This is a genomic window from Paenibacillus lutimineralis, from assembly GCF_003991425.1.
In the GTDB taxonomy this organism is placed as follows: domain Bacteria; phylum Bacillota; class Bacilli; order Paenibacillales; family Paenibacillaceae; genus Fontibacillus; species Fontibacillus lutimineralis.
On sequence record NZ_CP034346.1, the window covers coordinates 2,499,089 to 2,520,909 of the forward strand.

Here is a 21,821-nt window from a genome sequence, read left to right on the forward strand (position 1 = left end):
GGACATCTCGTGAAACTGCGAATTGGAACGATCGCGGCTAGTGTTGCGGTTTCCGCACTGCTATTATTTGGCGGCTGGTATTCTTATCAGCATTGGGTGGTAGAGAGCCCGTTCGAGAAGACAGTGAAGCAATTTGACGGCGTGAACAGCGTCGAATCCGATATAAACCGGCAGCAAGTAGCCTTGAAGCTGGATCTTAAGCCCGGCACCGACCTAGGAGAACTGGTCAAGTATATTCAAGAGGATGGCAAGAAGTGGGTGGGTCAGCGTCAGTTGTCATTTGAGATTAAGGATCAATCGAATCGTGATCTGAACAGAGCATGGAACAAGGTTCTGTTCCCGATTGCCCAAGCGATGGAGAACAAGCAATATACCGATATTAATACAGCGCTTGATCAACTACAGCAGCAGAATAAGTCTATTACAGCGAAGGCTGAAATGGATGATAAGAATGTGTATATAACACTTACAGACGGCAAGGCTAGTAAATTTATAATTCTGCCTCGCGTTCCAGAGCGAATGGGGGCATGGCCTAATGCGTAAGAGAATAACGGAAATGATCATTGGCGTAGTACCCGTACTGCTTATTTTTCTAGCATTTATCGGCGTTAATATATTGCCTTTGGTATTCATCGGCTTGATCGTTGGCGGTTTGTTCATTCTGGCCAAGATGCGCGGCGGAATTGCCGTAGGTGCAGCACAAGATCGTAGACGCAGAAAGAATGGACCGGCAAAGCTGACGTTCGCAGAGATCGGTGGCCAGGAGAGCGCTAAGCAAGAATTGATCGAGGCGCTTGATTTCATGGTCCGTTATGAAGAAATAACGAAATTCGGTATCCGGCCGATCAAAGGCATCCTGCTTACAGGGCCGCCGGGAACGGGGAAGACGCTGCTGGCTAAAGCCGCCGCCCAATACACGAATTCCGTGTTCGTGGCCGCTTCCGGTAGTGAATTTGTTGAAATGTATGTCGGGGTTGGGGCAAGCCGGATCCGCGATTTATTCAAAGATGCGCGTACCCGTGCCGCGAAGGAAAATAAAGAAAGTGCCGTTATCTTCATCGATGAGATTGATGTGATAGGCGGTAAGCGCGAGGGTGGACAGCAGCGTGAATACGATCAGACACTGAACCAACTGTTGACGGAGATGGATGGGATCTATACTTCGGATACACCTCGTATTCTGTTAATCGCAGCCACCAACCGCAAAGAGATGCTCGACAATGCCCTATTACGTCCAGGTCGATTTGACCGTCATATTCAAGTCGATCTTCCCGACAAAAGAGGGCGTGGGCACATCCTTCAGCTTCATGCTCAGAATAAGCCACTGGCCGAGCATGTAGATCTGGAGAAGGTAGCCGAGGAGACATATGGCTTCTCGGGTGCGCAATTGGAGAGCGTGATGAACGAAGCAGCGATCTATGCGATGCGTGAATCCGAGGAACTGATCACACAGCTGCATCTGTCGCTAGCAATCGATAAGGTCATGCTTGGGGAGAAGACGGATCGTGAGTCAACCGTGGAAGAGAAGCGACGGGTTGCTGTGCATGAGCTTGGCCATGCCGTTGCTGCCGAGGTTGTCTCGCCAGGTAGCGTCAATCAGGTCGTCTTAAGTCCGCGCGGTCGGGCGCTCGGCTATGTTCGACATAATCCGCAGGATGAGAAATATTTATATACCAAAGATTATCTTGAAGGACAGATTATCGTTGCGCTGGCGGGAGCAGCGGCGGAGGAAATCTATTACGGAGGACGAAGCACGGGTTCAAGTAATGACTTTGAGCAGGCCTTGAACATTGTTCAGACGATGATGACATCCGGCCTTACCTCTTTGGGAATTATGAATATGGATATGATGACGAAGGAAGTGCTCATGAGAGAGAATTCCAGAATACTGGATGAGCTTGCTGCCAAGTCCAAGCAAATTCTAATCGACCATTCGGCGATATTCGACAATTCCTTAGAAATCCTTTTAAAGGAAGAAAGACTGTCTGGGGAACAATTCCGATGTCAATTTAGTGAAATCAGTAATTTACCGGCATAAAACATGATGCCGGTTATTTTTTTTTACTTTTTCTTCGTGCTAAGATATTATTATATGTTGGGTATAAAAAGATGTATTATTCGACATCTGGGGTACAATATTACGTAAGATCATGAAAGGATGGAGCGAGAGAACCATGAATTTCAAAAAGATAGGTGTCATAGGCGGCGGCACAATGGGGCAAGGGATTGCTGAGATGCTTGCAGCTAAAGGACTTGATGTACTGCTCGTTGAAGAAACGAACGACAAACTGAACCATGCTTATAGCATGATTGAGACGAGCCTTGATAAGCAGCTCGAGAAATGGGCAATCACAAAGGCTGAGAAGAAACTGATCTTATCCAAAATTCATAAAGTAACTCATTTTGCCGAACTCGGTACCTGTGATATGGTCATCGAGACCATTTCGGAGGATTTGGATGCCAAGAAAAAGGTATTCAAGCAATTGGATCAGGTATGCCCAAGCAACATTATTCTGGCCAGCAATACTTCCACCCTCAGCTTGACTGAAATTGCCGGCTCCACGAAATATCCAGAACGCGTTATTGGTATGCATTTCATCTATCCAGTAGCTAAAATTAATCTCGTTGAAATTATTCGCGGATTGAAAACTTCGGAATCCACTTTCGAAGAGACCAAACTTTTCGTGGAAGAAGTTGTAGATAAGCACGGAATTATGGTATACGAATCCCCAGGCTTCGTGACCTCCCGAATCATCTGCTTGATGATTAATGAAGCTCTGCATGTACTTGGCGAAGGCGTAGCTACGGCCGAGGATATTGATGATGCAATGCGCATCGGTTATCAATTCCAATACGGGCCTCTGGAAATGGCCGACCGCTTTGGTCTTGATTCGGTACTTGCTGCTCTTGAGCGCATGTTCCGTGAATTTGGCGAACTTAAATATCGCCCTTCCTTCGTGTTGAAGAAAATGGTTCGCGCCGGATCTCTCGGTGTGAAAACTGGTGAAGGATTTTTCAAATACGATAAGGATGGTGACCGGGTGTGAAATTGCTCGTAATTAATGCAGGTAGTTCATCTTTGAAATATCAATTGTATGATATGACCGATGAATCGGTATTGGCTAAAGGCCTGGTTGAACGGATTGGTATGGATTCCTCGATCCTGAATCATAAGGCAACAGGCAAAGAGGAAGTTACTGAAGTTAGTGAAATCCTCGAGCATACAACGGCTATCCGTAAAGTGCTTGACAAATTGACCGATAAAGAGCACGGCGTTCTGAACTCCGTAGAAGAGATTCAAGCTGTAGGCCACCGCGTCGTTCATGGCGGAGAAGCGTTCAAAGGTTCTGCGCTTGTTACGGGCGATGTAAAATCGGAAATCCGCCGTCTGTTCGACTTGGCCCCTCTTCATAATCCGCCAGCTATTCTGGGTATTAATGCAGCGGAGAAGAATATGCCTGGGGTACCTCAGGTTGTTGCCTTCGATACAGCTTTCCATCAGACGATGGACGAGAAGGTATATCTGTATCCGATCCCGAAAGTATTATATAAGAAGCACCGGGTTCGTCGTTATGGAGCCCACGGTACATCTCATGACTATGTGAGCAAGGTAGCGGCAAAGTACTTGAACCGTCCGCTCGAAGATCTGAAGATCATCACTTGTCATATCGGAAACGGCGCTAGCTTAACAGCTGTCAAAGACGGTAAGTCTATGGACACTTCTATGGGCCTAACACCACTTGAAGGCCTCATGATGGGAACTCGCAGTGGTGATCTCGATCCAGCTGTCGTTACGTTTGTCATGAACAAAGAAGAGCTCTCGATTAGCGAAGTTAACTCGATGCTGAACAAGCATAGTGGTCTGCTTGCGATCTCGGGAAGCAGTAGTGATATGCGCGATATTACTGATGGTATGGCTGAAGGCGAGCCAAACTCAACATTGGCGTTTGAAATGTATGAATACCGTCTACGCAAGTATATCGGGTCTTATGCAGCAGCGATGAACGGCGTTGATGTAATTGTGTTTACAGCAGGTGTAGGGGAGAACTCTGTAGTCGTCAGAGAGAAGGTATGTGAGAACCTGACTTACCTCGGTGTTGAGATTGACCCAGAATTGAACAAGGTACGTTCCGGAGATCCGCGCCGTATTTCTACGCCGAATTCGAAGGTGGAAGTATTGGTTATTCCGACCAACGAGGAATTGATGATTGCGCGTGACACGTACCGCATCGTTCAGGAGAATAACTAGTTTACTTAAAAGTAAGTGTTCAACCTATTAAGAGGAGAGAGATGGGCATGGCGAACAAAAGCGTGATTCGTCAAGTTGGCGAGCATGTTGGCGAGACTGTCGTCATTGGCAGCTGGCTCAATAACAAACGTTCCAGCGGCAAAATTCAGTTTTTGCAGCTTCGCGACGGTACTGGATATATCCAGGGCGTTGTCGTGAAGAGCGAAGTGGGTGAAGAGGTATGGGAGAAGGCCAAGAGTCTGACCCAGGAATCCTCCATGTATGTTACCGGAGTTATTCGTGAAGAGCCTCGCAGTCAATCCGGCTACGAGATGACAGTAACGGATATTGAGATTATTCATTTGACAGAGAATTACCCAATTACGCCGAAAGAGCACGGAGTAGACTTCCTGATGGACCACCGTCATCTATGGCTGCGTAGTCCGAAGCAGCGCGCGGTTATGGTCATTCGTGCAGAGATTATCCGCGCGATTCAGGAGTTCTTCAACACGAACGGATTTACAAAAATGGATCCGCCAATCTTGACTCCGACCTCGGCGGAAGGAACAACCAATCTGTTCCATACAAAATATTTCGATGAGGATGCCTATCTGACACAGAGCGGCCAGCTCTATATGGAAGCAGCAGCGATGGCACTCGGTAAAGTATATTCCTTTGGACCGACATTCCGGGCTGAGAAGTCGAAGACTCGTCGTCATTTGATCGAGTTCTGGATGATTGAACCGGAGATGGCGTTCACGGACCACGAGGAAAGCCTCATTGTACAGGAGAATTTCGTTACTCACGTTGTTCAATCGGTATTGAAGAACTGCCGTCTTGAACTGGAGACACTAGACCGCGATATCTCCAAGCTGGAGAATATCAAGGCGCCTTTCCCTCGCATTTCGTATGATGATGCGATCGAATACTTGCATACGCAAGGCTTCGATATTCCATGGGGCGAAGATTTCGGAGCGCCGCATGAGACTGCGATTGCTGAACGCTATGACAAACCGGTGTTCATTACGAACTATCCGGCAGGCATCAAAGCATTCTATATGAAGCCTGACCCTAACCGGCCTGAAGTTGTATTGTGCGCTGATATGATCGCACCTGAAGGCTATGGCGAGATTATCGGGGGATCGCAACGGATCGATGATCCAGAATTGATGGAAGAACGTTTCAAGGAGCATAATTTGTCTCCAGAAACTTATCAATGGTATATGGATTTGCGTAGATATGGTTCTGTACCGCATTCCGGCTTTGGTCTTGGCTTGGAACGTACGGTGGCTTGGGTTTGCGGACTCGAGCATGTTCGTGAGACGATTCCGTTCCCACGGATGCTGTATCGCTTATATCCATAAGCAGGGTGGTTAAGATAGAGATGAACGATAGCTGGAAAGTATGGTCCAAAGGGATTTCCTTCGGACTTGAGGCGGCAATGGTGAATATTCCTCATGTTCTGTTCGTCCATTACCGGCAGCTCCATTTAGATGAAATGGAAGTCATGCTGCTCGTTCAGCTGCTTTCATTTAAGCAGGTGGAGTATAATGATTTTCCTTCTATCGATCAACTGGAGCTGCGGATGGGCACTGCGCCTGGCGGGCTCTCCCCTGTCATCAGACGGCTGATGAAGGAAGGCTGGCTTAGTATCGATGACTTCATGGATGAGGCTACCGGGATTCAATCGGAGCGTTACAATCTATCGGGGATGTATGAGAAGCTAGGGAAATGTCTGGCAGAGCAGCGTGCCGCCGGGCGGCAGGCTGAAGCGCAAGTCTCGGCACCTGCGCCGAAGGAGGAAGAGCAACGTAACTTATTCGTTATTTTCGAGAAGGAATTTGCTCGTCCGCTGTCGCCGATGGAATGTGAGACGATCTCCGGCTGGGTGGATCAGGACGGTTATCCGGAGGATTTGATCCTGCTGGCTCTAAAGGAAGCGGTATTTGCCGGCAAGGTTCATTTCCGCTACATCGACCGGATTCTACTGGAATGGAGCCGCAATCGCGTCAAGACGGTAGAGGATGCGAAGGCCCATATTCAGAAGTTCCGTACCGGGTCCCGCTGAGATGAACAGGATCAGGAAGCAATGAATTGCATAAGAAGAGCCAGGCCTCCGTAAGGAGCCTGGCTCTTAGTAATATAGCCGTTACTGATTAGGTGCGGGACCGATCAATCTCCATGGTCCCCATTGTCCAGTCGTACCTGGCTCTTGGTTCTGTGTCCACCAGAGAGCTTCCCACAACTGTCCGTTGTGCAGGACAATTTCACCCTCTGTGTATACTCTGACATTATTCCAGACGAGATATTCGCCGAAGCGGTCAGGATCACCAGGGAAGCCTGGAGCCGGTGTTGTAGGTGCAGACGGATTCTTGGATAGATTCACGTCCATAACTTGATAGAAGGCATTTGGCGTGTCCGCGATATCCCATACAGCGACGATGACATAATATCCTTCACGGTCATTCGGAACGAAGCAGTCATTGTAGACGTCATTCGGCGGGATTGCGCCGTCATCGACATATCTGCAGAACAACTCCAGATCGGAGCGCTTGAGCGGCGAATTCGGGTCCCAGCCTTTCTTAGTAATATAGTAGTCCCAGGTGTTCGTGCTATGGTTAGCGACGATCTTCCAGTGGAATGTATGTTCACCGCCGGTCATATTCACTTTGCTCCAGCGAGTTGATGTTTGTGCATCAAGCTCCAGGAATATTCCGGCACTGGCGATTTTGCCATCAGGTACGCCGAACTCAGGGAAATCACCACGGCCTTCTACACTAAATGGTTCGTAGACGATAGCCCCACAGTTCGTATTTTGTCCAGTTGAACACAGATGTGCGCGGCTGTCTACAACATAGCCATGTGCGGAAGCGCTATTCGCGAAGATCAGAGAGCATGCAAAGATGAGAAATAAGGTACCTGCTGTAACGTAGAGCATCTTCAGTCTTGAGAAATGAGTGCCAGCAAAAGCTTGAACCGTCATATTAATCTCCTCCTTCGTTTAAATAAAATAAATCCCTCTTTATTCTAGTTAATACAAAGTTAGCGCTTACATATGACTTGATTCTTGGGTCATGTAGATCTCAGAAGTGCAGTCGCAGCAGTGAACCACTCTCCTCCTTTCATAACTAGCAATTATGATCAAATCCCTATACCCAAACCCAAACGATAAATGAGAGCCGAGCTTCTTCAGGAGATGATGTCGGTGTCCTGTAGAAGAATCAACTAAACCTATGAAAATGAACTCTATATCAATGTGTGTCGTATATTAAATTTTTTAATAGTAAAATTTGTTATATATTATTCCAAAATACTAGAAATGTCAATTGCTTTACATAAAAAGATATATTTTTCTTTATATGTTATTTGGTAGCGCGTTTATGGTCGCATAATTTTACAAATGATTCTTTTCTATGAAATCTAATCAGAGATGCTAACTAAGTTGCTCTATATCCGTTACATAGTACAGGGAACAAATTGTAGAGATAACGTAGGCGACAACAAATAAAATTTTTTTTAAAAAATGATGCAGGGGTAGCCCAGCTAGCCCACGTCTATTATATGGAAGGAGGGGAGAAAGATTGGCGAAAAGGATGAAGTGCGCTTTATTCAGAAGCTCAGACAAGGGGACCGGGAAGCGTTCCGCGAGCTTGTGCAGACTTACCGGAACCATGTCTATCGAATAGCTTACTCAGTACTGCATGATGAGCAGGAAGCCGAGGACGCTGCGCAGGAAACTTTTCTGCAGATCTATAACTCTCTCTCCGAATACCGTGAGCAAGGCTTCAAGACCTGGTTAACCCGAATAGCTCTACATAAAGCGATTGATCTGAAGCGCAAGCGGGAGCGTCGCAGGGAACAGCAAGGGGATGTAATTGAGTTGGCTTCACGAATGCCGGTCCAATCGGAGCATATACTCCAAGGGCTGCTCGCAGAGGAGCAGAGGGATGAACTGAGACAGAAAATCAAGCAGCTTCCGGACGGGCATCAGACGATCATTACGGCCTTCTACTTGGACGGTAAAAGCTATGGTCAGATCGCCGCTGAGCTGGATATCACCGAGAAGACGGTGGAATCGAAGCTGTATCGCGCGAGAAGATGGATGAGAGAGCATTGGAAGGAGGAGGAATGGTAGTGAGACCACAGGATCAAGCTTCCATGCAGATCTGGAAGGCGTATATTCAAGGAGAATTAACTTGGGAAGAAGAGAAGCGGTTGGAGAATATGCTGCTTGAAGATGAGGAAGCCGCACTCCTCTATTCTGAAGCTCTATCATCGTTAGAGAGTGAACTGCCAGAAATGAGAGAGGATGAGCGTTGGCTAGAGGGGCTGATGACCTCATTGCCGGATGCCTCGGATAAAGCAGACCCTGCGAAGGAGCAGAGCTTCATCGGCAGATGGTTCAATCAGGCTTGGCTGCAATACGTGATCGCTGCGTCGATTACTTTGTTGCTGATGACAGGTGGTTTCTTCGATCATTTATTCTCAAGGGCTAATGAGGCAATCCACCGTCCTAATCAGGATGTATCGGTTAGTGATAGGCTGATGAAGGCGACTACCGGTTGGTTCGATAAATTGAATAAGTAAATGGGATAGCATGACTAATACTTGATACAGAAAGGAAGGAATGACATTGGCACATTATCGCAATCGCTTGCTTGCGCTTATATTAAACCTGATTCCCGGCCTGGGGCATCTTTATTGGGGGAAGAAGGTAAGAGGCGTGCTCTACCCGGTATTTTTCTTTGGGGGGATTTTGTTCGGAATTCTATTAGCAATAGCATCAAGAGAGGAAGTATTCCTTGGTATAACCGCTGTTGCAGCGTTTATTCTCTGGTGCATCTCCATGCTCGATCTTATTATCGTGCTGCTGCGGGAGCCGGCTGTCATTCAGCAGCCTATTGTTGCAGATCCGCTTGATCCATTGGGAATTATTCCTCCACCGATGAGTCAAAAAGATAAGGATACGGAGCGTTTCTTCATTATTCTGCTCTCGTTCGTGCCTGGCCTCGGCCATTTCCAGTTGGGACTGATGCAGAGAGGGCTGTCCTTCCTGATCTCGTTCTTCGGACTGTTTACAATGCTGCTGTTCGTGACGGGCATAACACATGAGTCGGTGTTTCTTCTGTTCCTTGGGCTGCTGCCAATCATCTGGCTCTATTCTATGTTCGATGCAGTAGGGCTCGTTCACCGCAAGCAGGCGGGGGGGATTATCCAGGACCGCAATTTGTTCGATGAATGGGAATCCGGCCGGATCGACGGCAGACGAAGCAAAATTCTTGCCACCTTGCTATCGGCGTTTCCAGGTGCGGGTCAAATGTATCTCGGTCTTCAGAAGCGTGGTTTGCAATTAATGGTGCTGTTCCTCGGCAGCTTCTATGTGATCGATGTACTGCGTTTAAAAGTATTTCTATTCGTGATTCCAATCATCTGGTTCTTCAGTCTTTTCGATGGGCTGCAGCATATTAGTCGTTATGGCATTTTGCCGCTAGAGGATCGGCCATTAATCGGTAGCAAAGGAAATTATCAGCACTGGCTTGGCATCATTCTGATTCTGTTAGGAGTCTATTATGTCTCTATGGATCTGCTGGTTCCGATGATCGAGAAGTATTTCCCGGGACTTCGCATCACTTACTTTGTATACGAATATTTGCGTCCTGCCCTGATTGCTTTCCTGTTAATCGGCGGAGGATTGAAGTTGCTGTCTGCTGGCACGCGGAATAAATCGGTACTCTGAGGCGATGAATCGAGGGTGATCACTGACTGTGCTAACTTTAACCAGAACATAAGCGTTTAATATTAGAGGCTTCGCTCCCAAAGAGCTGTAGCCTCTCTATTTTTATATTGATGTCTATTCCCATATCGCCTATGCAGTGATCGCTGTGGGTGCACTCGCCTTTGTCGTGCTGTTCTTGCGCAAACGAAAAAAAGTGCAGTCCTAGAGCAACCCAATCTTTATAGCTTAGGAGCGAAAGCAAGCAAATGGATATCATTTCACTTATAAAAGCATTTATTCTCGGTATTGTAGAAGGGCTGACAGAATTTGCTCCGGTCTCGTCTACGGGGCATATGATTATCGTCGACGATATGTGGCTGAAGACTGATCTGATCTTCACCTCTAAATATGTCGCTAACACGTTCAAGGTAGTGGTTCAGCTCGGGTCCATTCTGGCCGTGCTTGTCGTATTTAAAGATCGCTTCATCGATATGCTTGGGCTGTCTCGGTTCAAAGCCAAGGGACGGGGAGAGCCGAGGAGTGGGAGTATGTCTGGGCGGTATCAAGGGAGACGCCTGAAGCTTCTCGCGTTCCGGATCGACCATATCTGGCGGCGTACTGCTTGGACTTAGCTACCGAGCGGCCGCGGACTTTACATTCATTATGGCGGTGCCGATCATGGCCGGTGCCAGTGCGCTCTCATTAATTAAGAATTGGCAGTACTTCACACTCGACGCTCTGCCCTTCTTCATCGTTGGATTTATCGCGGCCTTCTTGTTCGCTTTGCTGTCGATCCGCTTCTTCCTGAAGCTGATTAACCGGGTGAAGCTGGTCCCGTTTGCGGTGTATCGAATATTACTGGCAGTCGTCATCTGGTTTGTATATTTCTAGAATAGTTGCCTGGAAGATTTCTGAAGTAAAAATGATCTGCATACAGCTCTTTGGACCCTCTGTCGGTTAATCCGGCGGGGGGTTCGTGCATTAGAATCAAACTTCGATAAGATACGAGAGCCATAGATTTAAAATGAAAATGCAGGTATTTATTTTCCAGACAAAGAAATATATAGGGTGAAACATGCATCTAAGAATTTGAATGACATGCAAACGGGACAGGAGGCCAATAATGCGATTTATGATGATTGTCAAAGCTACATCCGATTCCGAGGCTGGCGTGAAGCCCAGTCCGGAGCTTCTGGAGGCGATGCTCAGGTATAACGAGGAATTGGCAAAGGCTGGCGTTCTAGTGGCCGCAGACGGTCTGCGGCCGAGCTCGGGCGGAATCCGTATTTCCTATCCGGAGCCCGGAGGAAAGCCAAAAATGGTGGACGGGCCGTTCACCGAATCGAAGGAGATTATTGCAGGCTATACCCTGATCGAGGTGAATTCACGGGAAGAGGCAATTGAATGGGCGCTGCGTATGCCGGACCCGCATGGTCAAGGGCAAGGAGAGATCGAGCTGCGGCAAATATTTGACCCGGAAGAGTTATCGTCCGACGCGGACACCCAAGCTAAGATCAAAGGGCAGTTCGGATTATGAACGTAGGCAAAATGGAATAAGACATGTTTTTAAAAAAATATTTTTGGTTGTTGTCGATTTTGCGATTTCCCATTCGTCGTTTAGATAGAAACGGCTTCCAAGCAGTTTGAAGCACGCAGGTTTCAATCTAATAAATGGTGAAAGGTAGGTCGTTGAAATGAATGCAAAACTAGTTCCTTATCTGATGTCGGAGGATGCAAGAACTCAGGCGGAGTTTTACAAAAAGGTACTTAGCGGCGAGATCCTAGCGATCAAGACATATGGTGAGGTGCCAGGTACTCCTGAAGAGATTAAAGATAAAGTGATGCATATGGTTTTATCTTTGGCAGGAGGAAATATACTATTCTTTAGCGATATTTTTGAACCTGTGGAGGGCAACCGCAACATAAGTCTGTCATTGACTTTCGAGGATGAGACGGAGGCGAGACAGGCCTTTGCAGAACTTAGGGAAGGCGGAGAGATCCGTTATCCGTTCGAGCTTCAGCCATGGGGAGCCTGTTATGGTGAAATCTTGGACCGATTCGGTGTTACGTGGCAGTTTGCTACAACAATCTGATCATAGATTTGGAAGAACTCTATTTTATACCTAAGGGGGAAGATGATATGAATCAAGAGGTCACGGACTTTATCAATGAAATCAAGGAGACTTGGCAAAAGGAAGTAGCGATCAGCTTACGTGAGTTGGTTTATCAGGCAATCCCGGATGCCCAGGAGCGTCTTCAATATAAGAAGCCTCATTTCTTGAAGAATGGAAAATATGCCGCTGTCATTTCCACCTCCAAGGATGCGGTCAGCTTTACGATTTTTAATCCGGCGGGGATTGAATTTCCCGAAGGAATATTCGATGGTCCTCCTGAGCGAAAAACGTTGAAGCTGCGCCAGGGGCAAGCTTATGACTCGGAGCAGCTGGCGAATCTTGTTACCCAGGCTACGAGTATATAACCATCCACTAGAAATAACCCTTCGATCATTTAAAATGATGGAGGGTTATTTTGCAGACAATCCTTTGTACATGCTTCGGTACACGGCAGGGGTGAGGCTCTCAAACTTCTTGAACGTCTTAATGAAATAGCCCGCATCGCAGAAGCCCAGATCATCACTCACTTGATTAACCGACAAATCGGTGGATTCAAGTAGCTGCTTGGCCCATTCAATCTTCAATCTGGCAATGAAGACCGAGAAAGTCTCTCCCGTCTCCTTGGTGAAGATCCGACTGAAGTAGCTGGGACTGAGATGACAGAGCTTAGCCATCTCCTTCAAGCCGAAGCTCTCCTGTTTATGCGCATAAATATAATCAAAGGCAGGTTGGAGTACAGAATTCGAGGAGATGAATCTGTCAGCTCCGTTTTTTAACTTCGTGTTGATTAACGCCCCCGACAACTCCTGCTGGATCGATTGAATTTTACGATATGTACGGTCGGATGGGTCTAGTACTTGGCTAGAATTGGGACTGGAAGCGTCTAAATTTGAGGTCAGCATTCCTTTGTACAGATCGACGGTCGTATGCTTCTGAATCGCTTCTTCCACGATATAAGTGCTTAATTGCAGCAGCAGGTCCACGCATTTCGTCACTTCATCATAAGATAAGACCGGCAAAGCATTGTAATGCTCCTCTAGCGCTTGGAACTTGCGATAGGTCTCAACATTGGGAGGTCGCGATACGACCTGTTCCAGCAGAGGCATATCAGGTTCACGCAGCTTAAGCTGACCGGCCATAATAGCACCAAGATATTGATTGTCGATAATGATCGGTATGGCGATATCGATAATATTGAAATGGCATAAATAGATATATGGTTTATTCTGACGGACGGCTTCAAGCCCGCCGCGGGCATCACATTTTTGACAATATTGCGAGAGATGGGAGTCCTGACGTACCCCTTGACAGAAGGGCTGACAGTAGCTGTGTTTGGTCACAGGAATACCCTTATAATCAACCGTCAGAATGGCCATCTTCGTCACAAGCGATAGAGCATCCTGCAGCTTTTCCCATTTCCCCAGATCTATAATCTCTTCTAAGTCAAATCGGGATTTGGACATGGTTGTCATCTCCAGTTTAAGTAATAGAAACACACACTATATTTATTATAGCGAATTGTTCTATTAGAGGACAAGAAAATACGATTACATAGAACAATGACAAGAAAACACGATAAGAAAACGCTTTAAATCGAGCTCTTTGTTTCATGCTTCTCAAAATAGTGCATCCTATAATTAATGTATAAACGATTTGAGGAGGATGTAAGATGAGAAGAGCGTTTATTAGTCCAACGAAATATGTGCAAGGGGAAAATGAACTGTTAAATCTGGGCTATTTTGTGAAGACATTTGGTGATTCTGCACTGTTAATTGCACATCCTGATGATGTAGCACGAGTGAAGGACAAGCTTGAGGCAACTAAACATAAATTCGACATTACCTTTGTAGAAAGCGGATTTCATGGGGAATGTTCGCGTCCGGAAGTAGCTAGATTGCAGGCGTTGGCGAAGGAGCATAACTGTGCATGTACGATTGGTCTTGGCGGCGGCAAGGCGATTGATACGGCAAAATGTGTAGCTGAAGGCGAGGCTCTGATCATCGTACCGACGATCGCGGCCACCGATGCACCAACAAGCCATTCCGCCGTTCTCTATACTCCAGAGGGAGAATTCGATGATTATGCGTATTTTAAGCAAAGTCCGAGTGTAGTCATGATCGATACGACAGTCATTGCTCAAGCGCCGACGAGATTTCTCGTTGCCGGGATGGGAGATGCACTCTCGACTTATTTTGAGGCTAGAGCTACAGCAAATTCGTATTCCAATGTGAACGCCGGATTGCCGTGCGGTGTCCGCGAAGGCGTATGCGGTGATGCCAAAGGGACGATTACAGCGCTGGGACTCGCCAAGCTATGTTATGAGACCTTGCTGGAGAACGGTTATAAGGCCAAGCTGGCCTGTGATCAGAATATTGTGACCCCGGCTCTGGAGAATATCGTAGAGACGAATATTCTGTTATCAGGATTAGGCTTTGAAAGCGGCGGACTGGCTGCGATTCATGCCATTCACAACGGCCTAACAGCTCTAGAAGGGACGCATCATTATTACCATGGGGAGAAGGTTGCCTTCAGTACGATTGCCCAATTAGTGCTTGAAAATGCCGACCGGGCAGAAATGAAAGAAGTGCTGGATTTCTCCCTCTCCATCGGCCTCCCGGTATGTCTGGCAGATATCGGTGTAGAGCATGTGACCTATGAGGAACTGCTTGAAGTGGCTAAGAAAGCATGTATCGCTGAAGAGTCCATCCACTCGATGCCGTTCCCGATTTCCGAAGACGCGGTTGCGTCGGCGATTATGGCTGCTGACCATTTAGGACGTCAATATAAATTAACTAAGGAGGTTTAAGATGAAAAAAATTATGAACAAGCCTGAAACCTTGGTTCGGGAAATGTGCAACGGGTTAGTGCTGGCGCATCCTGAACTGGATTTCAATTATAAATTCAAGGTCATTTCCAAAAAGAAGACCAATCCCGATAAAGTGACGCTGATCAGTGGCGGTGGGAGTGGGCATGAGCCCGCTCATGCCGGATTTGTAGGCAGCGGAATGCTGGATGCGGCCGTATGTGGCGACGTATTCGCTTCTCCATCGCAAATCCAGGTATATCAAGCGATTCGCAATACGGCAGGTAGCAAAGGAACTCTGTTGATCATTAAGAACTATAGCGGCGATATTATGAATTTTAAAAATGCAGCTCATCTTGCTAGCGAAGACGGCCTTGAGGTGGATTATGTCAAGGTGGACGATGATATCGCTGTTGAAGATAGTCTCTATACGGTAGGGAGAAGGGGCGTCGCCGGAACGGTACTCGTTCATAAGGTTGCAGGAGCGGCTGCCGAGGCAGGCTTATCATTGCTTGAAGTGAAGGAAGCGGCTCTGCACGCGATTGACAATGTGCGCAGTCTTGGCTTTGCTTTTACCTCCAGCACGGTGCCAGCCAAGGGTACTCCTACCTTCCAAATCGAAGATCATGAGATGGAATTCGGGGTAGGGATTCACGGTGAGCCGGGCATTCGCCGGGAAGAGCTGGTGTCTGCTGATGAATTGGCAAAGCGCATGGTCGAATCGCTGTTGGACAATCTGCACCTCAATGATCAGACGGAGCAGGAAGTCGCCGTATTGATTAACGGGTTCGGTGCTACACCGCTTCAAGAGCTGTATTTGCTGAACAATTCGGTTATTCGGGAATTGACGGCGAAGAACAAGCGGGTGTTCAAGACGTTTGTCGGCAACTACATGACAAGCATTGATATGGCCGGTGCCTCGGTAACCATCATGAAGCTCGACGATACGCTGAAGAAATGGTTGTCTGCACCTTGCGATACACCGACATTAGCGGTTAAAGGCCCGTTCGAGCCGGTAAATTATACAGAGGTCATCCGTGAGGAGAAAGTGGCAGGCGAAGTATCATATAAGAACGAGACCGACCCTGCGGCAGCAGTCATTCAGAACGATCGGCTATCGTTGCAAAATATCGTCTACCTAATCGATCAAATGAGTGAGGTCATTATCGAAAATGAAGTTCCGTTCTGTGAGCTTGACGCTCACGCGGGTGACGGCGACTTTGGAATGAGTGTGGCCAAAGGCTTCAAGCAGTTAAAAGTGGAGTGGAATGAGATTATCACTCACCATCAACAGAATATCGGCGATTTCCTTGACGCCTGCTCGCTCGTTATTATGGAGCACTGCGGCGGGGCCTCTGGACCGATCTGGGGATCGGGCTTCCGGGCCGCCGGCAAGTATGCTCAGCAGAAGCAGGAGCTGTCCGTCAGCGAGGTTGCCGATATGATGCAGGCCGTAGTCAAAGGAATCCAGGATACGGGTGAGAGGTCCTTTGGCCGGGGAGCCGTCGTTGGCGACAAGACACTTATCGATGCGCTTGTGCCGCTTGCGGACCAGTGGACGAAGAGTGCTGAGCAAGGCGATAATCTGAAGCAGGCGGCTGTTAAGGCGGCCGAGGCTGCAGTTCAAGGTGCGCAGAAGACAGCGGAGATCGTAGCCCGGATGGGCCGAGCTGGCACGGTAGGTGAACGGAGCATCGGTTACCCGGATGCTGGTGCGTACGCGCTTGGGGTTATTTTTACGGAGCTGGCGAAGGCAATGAAATAAAACGAACTGTTTTTGGAGAGATTCGCCTTATTCCAGTGAATGCCCAAACAATTGCAAAAACAGCCCTCGTTAGGAAACATCCAACGAGGGCTGTTTTATTAGATATTTACAAGCAGTGGGGGTAATAAGACAGAGAAATGACCACCGTCATGCGATGCCACACCGCACGCCGGGAGCTGCGGGTCCTCGGGCGATTGTATCTAAGAGGCGTCTACAATTTCATACCAAAAGTAAGAGGCGTTTAAAAGCAGATCATCGAAGCAAGGCGAGTCGTCGATATTCCAGTTCAAAAATAAATTCGAAGGCTTCCAAATGCCGTTTGGCTTCCCAGATGCTGTTGCCCCAGGCATAAATGCCATGATTGCGCAATACGAATCCGGGAATATCGGAATGGATGGCTCCGGGCACCAGTTTGGCAATGGAAGGGATATCTACATAGTTAGGTAGTACGGGAATTTCAATCGCTGCATTCTCTTCCCAGATTCCGAGCTCTTTGATCAGTTCGTTGCCCTGCACGGGGATGAATCCTTGATCCCCGTAAAATTCGCTAATCAAATTATTAAACACCGTATGTACATGGAAAATAGCACTGCAGCCGGTCATTCGGTAGATTTTAGCGTGAATCAAGCTTTCCCTACTTGGCTTAAGAGAGGTTGTCTCGCAAGCTTCGCCCACAGCATCAACGAACAGAAAATCCTCCGGTGTGTGCATCGCTTTATCCTTGGCGCTAGAAGTGATCGCAAAATAAAATTCGTCTGGAGCATACTTGCCGACACAAGCAGATAAATCGCCGCTTGTACCTGGGAACCAGCCCCTGGCAGCCAATTGTTCTTTTACGTCTTTAAGCTCGGCAAGCCTGGCTTGCTTCTCTTCCAAGGTAATTTGTGCAAAGGCCATCATTGACTACTGTCCCTCCTTAAAGATGCAAATCTCTTCTAACTCGTTAGATCAAATATATGCCTGCTCGCTAAGTCCCTAGCTGATTTGAAGTGAATACATAATTGCTAGAAAAATAATATCCCTGCCGACCATATGTCCCCCTGAAGTTGGCCTGATCCGGCGGGGAAGGATCGGGCCTACTTCAGGGGGAGACCATTCCTTGGCACAAGATTGGAACTGACTTGGCCTTGTAGATACAGTATGGTGTCAGTCGTCTGGAACAGCTTATTGCAACGTGTCCTTCACGGCTTGCCCCATCTCACGCGAGCGTTCCTCTGCTCTGCGGACGGCGGCTTTGACTGTCTCTGTAAAACTACCCTCACGCAGTACATCCAATGCGGCCTGGGTCGAGCCATTTGGTGATGTAATATCTGCGCGCAGCTTGGCCGGGTCCTCGCCGGTCTCACGCATCATTACAGCCGCGCCGAGCACGGTCTGTATCGTTAATTCCCGCGCTTGCTCTGGCGACAGCCCGCCCTCCATACCGGCAGCGATCATCGCTTCCATCAGGAAGTAGACATAGGCCGGGCCGCTGCCTGAAACACCGGTCAGAATTTCCATTTCCTCTTCCGGAATGACCGAGACGGTTCCGACCGCCTCGAACATCGTCAGTACCTGCTGTTTCTGTTCTTCGCTGACTTCGTCAGAGAAGGCGATCCCGGTTGCCCCGTAGCCAATGGAGCTTGAGGTGTTCGGCATCGTTCTGGCAATCGGGGCGGCGAAGCCAAGCAGCTTCTGAATCGTCTCGATGGACAAGCCAGCGATGACGGAGACGAGCAGCTGCTTCTTCGAGAGGTGAGGAGAGATCGCAGTGATCGCATCTTTGGCATCCTTCGGTTTCATCGCTAGCACGATGATGGAGGCTTCTTCCAACAGTTTGTTCTTCTGTTCCTCCTGATTGCTCGTGACTACTCCATATTGATTCGTCAGATAGGCCAGACGCTCCTGATTGCTGCGATTCAGCATCGATATCGAGGCAGGCTTGGCTACCTGGTTATGAATGAGTCCGCGGGCGATCGCTTCGGCCATGGAACCGGCGCCGTAGAAGCTGATCGTACCTGGATTTGGAGTGTTTTTGTTCTCGTTAGTGACCATGGTAAGACCTCCACTTTGATAACTGGATTGGTATAGTCTAAGTATGCCCGATGTGGGACTGAGTAACTAAAAATAAGCGGCAGATCAGCATCAGCGCAGCTTGTACTTGAATTCCAACCTCTAACGGAACAGACAGCCGTTATATTGCAAGCTTCAAACCTTCGGAAATGTAGCGGAAATAGATTCCGTTATTCGCTGTTCCATCAGATGATTTCAGTATTATTGCCTGTAATAAGGCTCCCCAATTTCCGTTAGATTTGCCTTAACTCGCTTTTCGGCAACGATAACGTCCTGTATTTCCGCTACATGTCAGATGGATCCATTTAGCTGCGCTGAGCTGACAACTCCATATAATTGTTGAACATTCTATCCAAGCAAAGAGAGAATTTCCGGATAATCATAGCTATGATTATCCGATATCAATCTATGATTGAAATTGGACAACACGGCTGCAGTCCATGTGATTATCCACGGATTTGGCCATTGCCGTGAATGATATATTTGGTTGATGTCAAGGCTGGAAGTCCCATTGGGCCTCTGGCATGCAGCTTCTGTGTGCTTATGCCGATCTCAGCGCCGAAGCCGAATTCGAAGCCATCCGTGAAGCGGGTGGAGGCATTATGGTAGACGGCAGCCGCATCTACTTCTTGCAGGAAGCGCTCGGCATGATGCAGATCCTCTGTCACGATGCACTCGGAATGCTTCGTGCTGAAGCGGGCGATATGGGCCAGCGCTTCATCCAGATCCTTGACGATCTTAACGTTAAGAATATAGTCGTTGTATTCAGTTGCATAATCCTCATCGGTTGCCGGCTTAGCCCAATCAACGAGAGCTCTCGTCTGTTCGCAGCCTCTGAGCTCTACGTTTGCTTCGCTGAAGCGCTGCGCCAAAGCAGACAGATGCGCAGCGGCGAAATCCTGATGAACGAGCATCGTCTCCATCGAGTTGCATACAGAAGGGCGCTGTACCTTGGCATTGAGCGTAATGTCTGTCGCCATCACTGCATCTGCAGTGGCATCCAGATAAGTGTGACAGATGCCTGCGCCTGTCTCAATGACCGGAACGGTGGCGTTGTTAACAACGTTCTGAATGAGTGAGCTGCCGCCACGAGGTATAACGACGTCAAGCAGGCCATTCAGCTTCAGCATCTCGTCCACCGAGGAACGGTTGGAATCCTCGATCAATTGCACCGCATCGCGTGGAATAGAAGTCGAATCCAATGCTTCATGGATGATCTCGACGATCTTACGGTTGGAGGCAATGGCAGCTGATCCGCCTCTAAGGACAACGGCGTTACCCGTCTTCAGGCAGAGGCCGATGGCATCAACCGTCACATTTGGCCGAGCTTCATAGATCATACCGATGACGCCAAGTGGAACGCGGCGCTTCACAATATGCAATCCATTCGGGCGTTCGAACGTCTCCAGCAATTCACCGATTGGGTCCGGAAGCGAGACAATCTGTCTCAGTCCTTCTGCGATACCTTGAATGCGCTGTTCATTCAGGGCGAGTCGGTCGAGCAGGGATTCATTTGTTCCATTGCTGCGTCCGCGGTCAAGATCCTCCTGGTTTGCGGCAATGATCGCCTCGTTGTTCACCACCAGCGCATTGGCCGCTGCAAGCAGCGCTTCGTTCTTCTGTGCGGTAGTCAGTCCGCTCAGGGCGGAGCAGGCCTTACCTGCAAGTTGTGCTTTCTGTCTCACTTCACTCATTTGAAATACCTCCTTAGAATTTATATGAATTGCCTAAATACCTAGATGATCAAGCTTTCAATGAAATCCACTCGTCGCGATGTATGACCTCCAGACGATGGACGCTGTTCATCGTCTTCACAACCTCCGAGCTTGGCAGTCCCATGATGTCCTGCATTTGATCAGCATCATAGTTCACAATGCCGCGCCCGAGAATCTCGCCGTCCGGGTTCACGACTTCAACGACATCCCCGGCCTGGAAATGTCCGGTCGATTCACGTACCCCGACTGGTAGCAGGCTGCGTCCCCCATGAATCAGCGCTTCTTCTGCGCCGGCATCGACCGTCAATGTACCGATCGGAATCGAGAGGAAGCCGAGCCACTGCTTCTTGCGTGGCAGCACCGAGTCATTTGCTTCGAAGTAGGTTCCCTGCCCCTGGCCGTTCACGGTTTGCGCCAGTTGCCCCGGTTGATTGAGCTTACCGATGAAGACAGGAACCCCTCCGCGCGAGGCGATCTTGGCCGCATCGATCTTGGAGCGCATACCTCCGGTTCCGACAGAGGTTCCGGCACCGCCAGCGATTTTATAAATGTCATCATCGATCTCCTGCACATGGTCAATGCGCTGGGCTGACGGATCAATACGCGGATCTTGCGTATATAGTCCGTTCATATCCGTCAGGATGATCAATTGATCCGCCTTAATCAAATTGGCGACTAGGGCGGATAACGTGTCGTTATCACCGAATTTCAATTCATCAATAGATACCGTATCGTTCTCATTGATGATGGGAATGACACCTCGGCCAAGCAGTTCTTCCAGCGTCATACTGGCGTTGCCCATCCGTTTACGGTTCTGAAAATCGGAGCGAGTTAGTAGAACTTGCGCGGCTGATACGCCGTGTACAGTCAGAGCCTCGCGATAGTTCTGCATCAGCAGCGCTTGGCCGACGGCTGCCGCGGCCTGCTTCTCATGCAGCAGCTTCGGCCGCTCGGCATATCCGATCTCGCGGAATCCCGCTGCGACCGCTCCGGAGGTGACGAGCAGGATCTGGTAATTTTCAGCTTTCAGGGCAGCCAGCTCGGAGGAGAAGAAGTCGATCGCTTTCCGGTTTAATCCCCCTTCCGAAGAGGTTAATGAGCTGCTGCCTATTTTGACAACGATGCGTCTTAGCATGGAGTTCACTCCCAAAGATAAGTTAATATACAAAAAAACTTCCGCCTTTGCTCGCAAAGGACGAAAGTTTTACTTCCGCGGTACCACCTTAATTGATGATTGACTCATCCAACTTGATTACCCGGTAACAGGGGCACTGTCCGCTCTTGGCGAGCGGCCGCTCGGGGGTAGGTTTCGAAGAGTGCGAAGTGCAAATTCTTGCAGCCGTGGAATCTGCTCTCTATGGTCCGCATCGCTCTTGTACTTGGTCCCGTCATCACGTTTATATATTCCACATATGTAATCGATCATTC

Annotated in this window: 20 protein-coding genes and 1 pseudogene; 15 read left to right on the forward strand and 6 right to left on the reverse strand. The window is 48.5% G+C overall.

Translation table 11 applies throughout. The features are described 5' to 3' along the window. Positions 1-9: 9 nt before the first annotated feature. From EI981_RS10570 to EI981_RS10595, 6 genes are all read left to right on the forward strand, one after another. Complete coding sequence (locus EI981_RS10570) at positions 10-543, forward strand: hypothetical protein (protein WP_126997911.1); 534 nt, start codon at positions 10-12, stop codon at positions 541-543. Then, on the forward strand, positions 536-2,038 hold the full coding sequence (locus tag EI981_RS10575) for an AAA family ATPase (RefSeq protein ID WP_126997913.1): 1,503 nt from the start codon (positions 536-538) through the stop codon (positions 2,036-2,038). The genes EI981_RS10570 and EI981_RS10575 overlap by 8 nt, the downstream gene beginning before the upstream one ends. 136 nt (positions 2,039-2,174) lie before the next feature. After that, positions 2,175-3,047, forward strand: a complete 873-nt coding sequence (locus EI981_RS10580) for a 3-hydroxyacyl-CoA dehydrogenase family protein (protein ID WP_126997915.1) — start codon at positions 2,175-2,177, stop codon at positions 3,045-3,047. Next, positions 3,044-4,249: an acetate/propionate family kinase gene (locus tag EI981_RS10585; protein ID WP_126997917.1), complete on the forward strand. Its 1,206-nt coding sequence runs from the start codon at positions 3,044-3,046 to the stop codon at positions 4,247-4,249. Before EI981_RS10580 ends, EI981_RS10585 begins: the two co-directional genes overlap by 4 nt. Positions 4,250-4,296: 47 nt before the next feature. Continuing rightward, positions 4,297-5,592 carry an asparagine--tRNA ligase gene (gene asnS, locus EI981_RS10590; RefSeq protein WP_126997919.1) on the forward strand — a complete coding sequence of 432 codons (1,296 nt, stop codon included), beginning with the start codon at positions 4,297-4,299 and terminating at the stop codon, positions 5,590-5,592. A gap of 20 nt (positions 5,593-5,612) precedes the next feature. Beyond that, positions 5,613-6,296 (forward strand): DnaD domain-containing protein, encoded by a 684-nt coding sequence (locus EI981_RS10595; protein WP_126997921.1) that lies wholly within the window; start codon positions 5,613-5,615, stop codon positions 6,294-6,296. 81 nt (positions 6,297-6,377) lie between these two features. On the opposite strand, the gene EI981_RS10600 is transcribed toward EI981_RS10595, so the two are convergent. Further along, entirely contained in the window at positions 6,378-7,211 is an 834-nt protein-coding gene (locus EI981_RS10600; protein ID WP_126997923.1) for a lytic polysaccharide monooxygenase, read from the reverse strand. A 615-nt stretch (positions 7,212-7,826) separates the two neighbouring features. Between EI981_RS10600 and EI981_RS10605 the strand changes: the two genes are divergently transcribed. From EI981_RS10605 to EI981_RS10635, 7 genes and pseudogenes are all read left to right on the forward strand, one after another. Beyond that, entirely contained in the window at positions 7,827-8,363 is a 537-nt protein-coding gene (locus tag EI981_RS10605; protein WP_227011790.1) for an RNA polymerase sigma factor, read from the forward strand. Beyond that, complete coding sequence (locus tag EI981_RS10610; RefSeq protein ID WP_126997925.1) at positions 8,363-8,815, forward strand: hypothetical protein; 453 nt, start codon at positions 8,363-8,365, stop codon at positions 8,813-8,815. The genes EI981_RS10605 and EI981_RS10610 overlap by 1 nt, the downstream gene beginning before the upstream one ends. A 46-nt stretch (positions 8,816-8,861) precedes the next feature. Further along, a complete protein-coding gene (locus tag EI981_RS10615; protein ID WP_126997927.1) occupies positions 8,862-9,965 on the forward strand; it encodes a DUF6677 family protein in 1,104 nt (367 codons plus the stop codon). Positions 9,966-10,210: 245 nt separating this feature from the next. Further along, positions 10,211-10,835, forward strand: a pseudogene (locus EI981_RS10620) (undecaprenyl-diphosphate phosphatase). Positions 10,836-11,067: 232 nt separating this feature from the next. After that, positions 11,068-11,481 (forward strand): YciI family protein, encoded by a 414-nt coding sequence (locus tag EI981_RS10625; RefSeq protein WP_126997929.1) that lies wholly within the window; start codon positions 11,068-11,070, stop codon positions 11,479-11,481. A gap of 157 nt (positions 11,482-11,638) precedes the next feature. Then, on the forward strand, positions 11,639-12,037 hold the full coding sequence (locus tag EI981_RS10630; protein WP_126997931.1) for a VOC family protein: 399 nt from the start codon (positions 11,639-11,641) through the stop codon (positions 12,035-12,037). A gap of 47 nt (positions 12,038-12,084) precedes the next feature. Continuing rightward, on the forward strand, positions 12,085-12,423 hold the full coding sequence (locus EI981_RS10635) for a DUF1801 domain-containing protein (protein ID WP_126997933.1): 339 nt from the start codon (positions 12,085-12,087) through the stop codon (positions 12,421-12,423). A gap of 45 nt (positions 12,424-12,468) precedes the next feature. Here EI981_RS10635 and EI981_RS10640 read toward each other — a convergent pair whose 3' ends face one another. Beyond that, positions 12,469-13,521, reverse strand: coding sequence for a PocR ligand-binding domain-containing protein (locus tag EI981_RS10640; protein ID WP_126997935.1), 1,053 nt, complete (start codon positions 13,519-13,521; stop codon positions 12,469-12,471). Between the two features lie 206 nt (positions 13,522-13,727). Here EI981_RS10640 and EI981_RS10645 point away from each other — a divergent pair, with 206 nt between their 5' ends. Both EI981_RS10645 and dhaK read left to right on the forward strand, forming a co-directional pair. Then, a complete protein-coding gene (locus EI981_RS10645; protein ID WP_126997937.1) occupies positions 13,728-14,864 on the forward strand; it encodes a glycerol dehydrogenase in 1,137 nt (378 codons plus the stop codon). A 1-nt stretch (position 14,865) separates the two neighbouring features. After that, entirely contained in the window at positions 14,866-16,626 is a 1,761-nt protein-coding gene (dhaK, locus tag EI981_RS10650; protein ID WP_126997939.1) for a dihydroxyacetone kinase subunit DhaK, read from the forward strand. Between the two features lie 252 nt (positions 16,627-16,878). On the opposite strand, the gene mtnB is transcribed toward dhaK, so the two are convergent. From mtnB to proB, 4 genes are all read right to left on the reverse strand, one after another. Then, a complete protein-coding gene (gene mtnB / locus EI981_RS10655; protein WP_127004553.1) occupies positions 16,879-17,523 on the reverse strand; it encodes a methylthioribulose 1-phosphate dehydratase in 645 nt (214 codons plus the stop codon). Positions 17,524-17,790: 267 nt separating this feature from the next. Next, the gene (gene proC / locus EI981_RS10660) at positions 17,791-18,660 is read right to left on the reverse strand and encodes a pyrroline-5-carboxylate reductase (RefSeq protein ID WP_126997941.1); all 870 of its coding nucleotides are present in this window, start codon (positions 18,658-18,660) and stop codon (positions 17,791-17,793) included. Between the two features lie 464 nt (positions 18,661-19,124). After that, on the reverse strand, positions 19,125-20,372 hold the full coding sequence (locus EI981_RS10665; protein ID WP_126997943.1) for a glutamate-5-semialdehyde dehydrogenase: 1,248 nt from the start codon (positions 20,370-20,372) through the stop codon (positions 19,125-19,127). Positions 20,373-20,421: 49 nt separating this feature from the next. Beyond that, complete coding sequence (proB, locus tag EI981_RS10670; protein ID WP_126997945.1) at positions 20,422-21,528, reverse strand: glutamate 5-kinase; 1,107 nt, start codon at positions 21,526-21,528, stop codon at positions 20,422-20,424. Between the last annotated feature and the right edge of the window lie 293 nt (positions 21,529-21,821).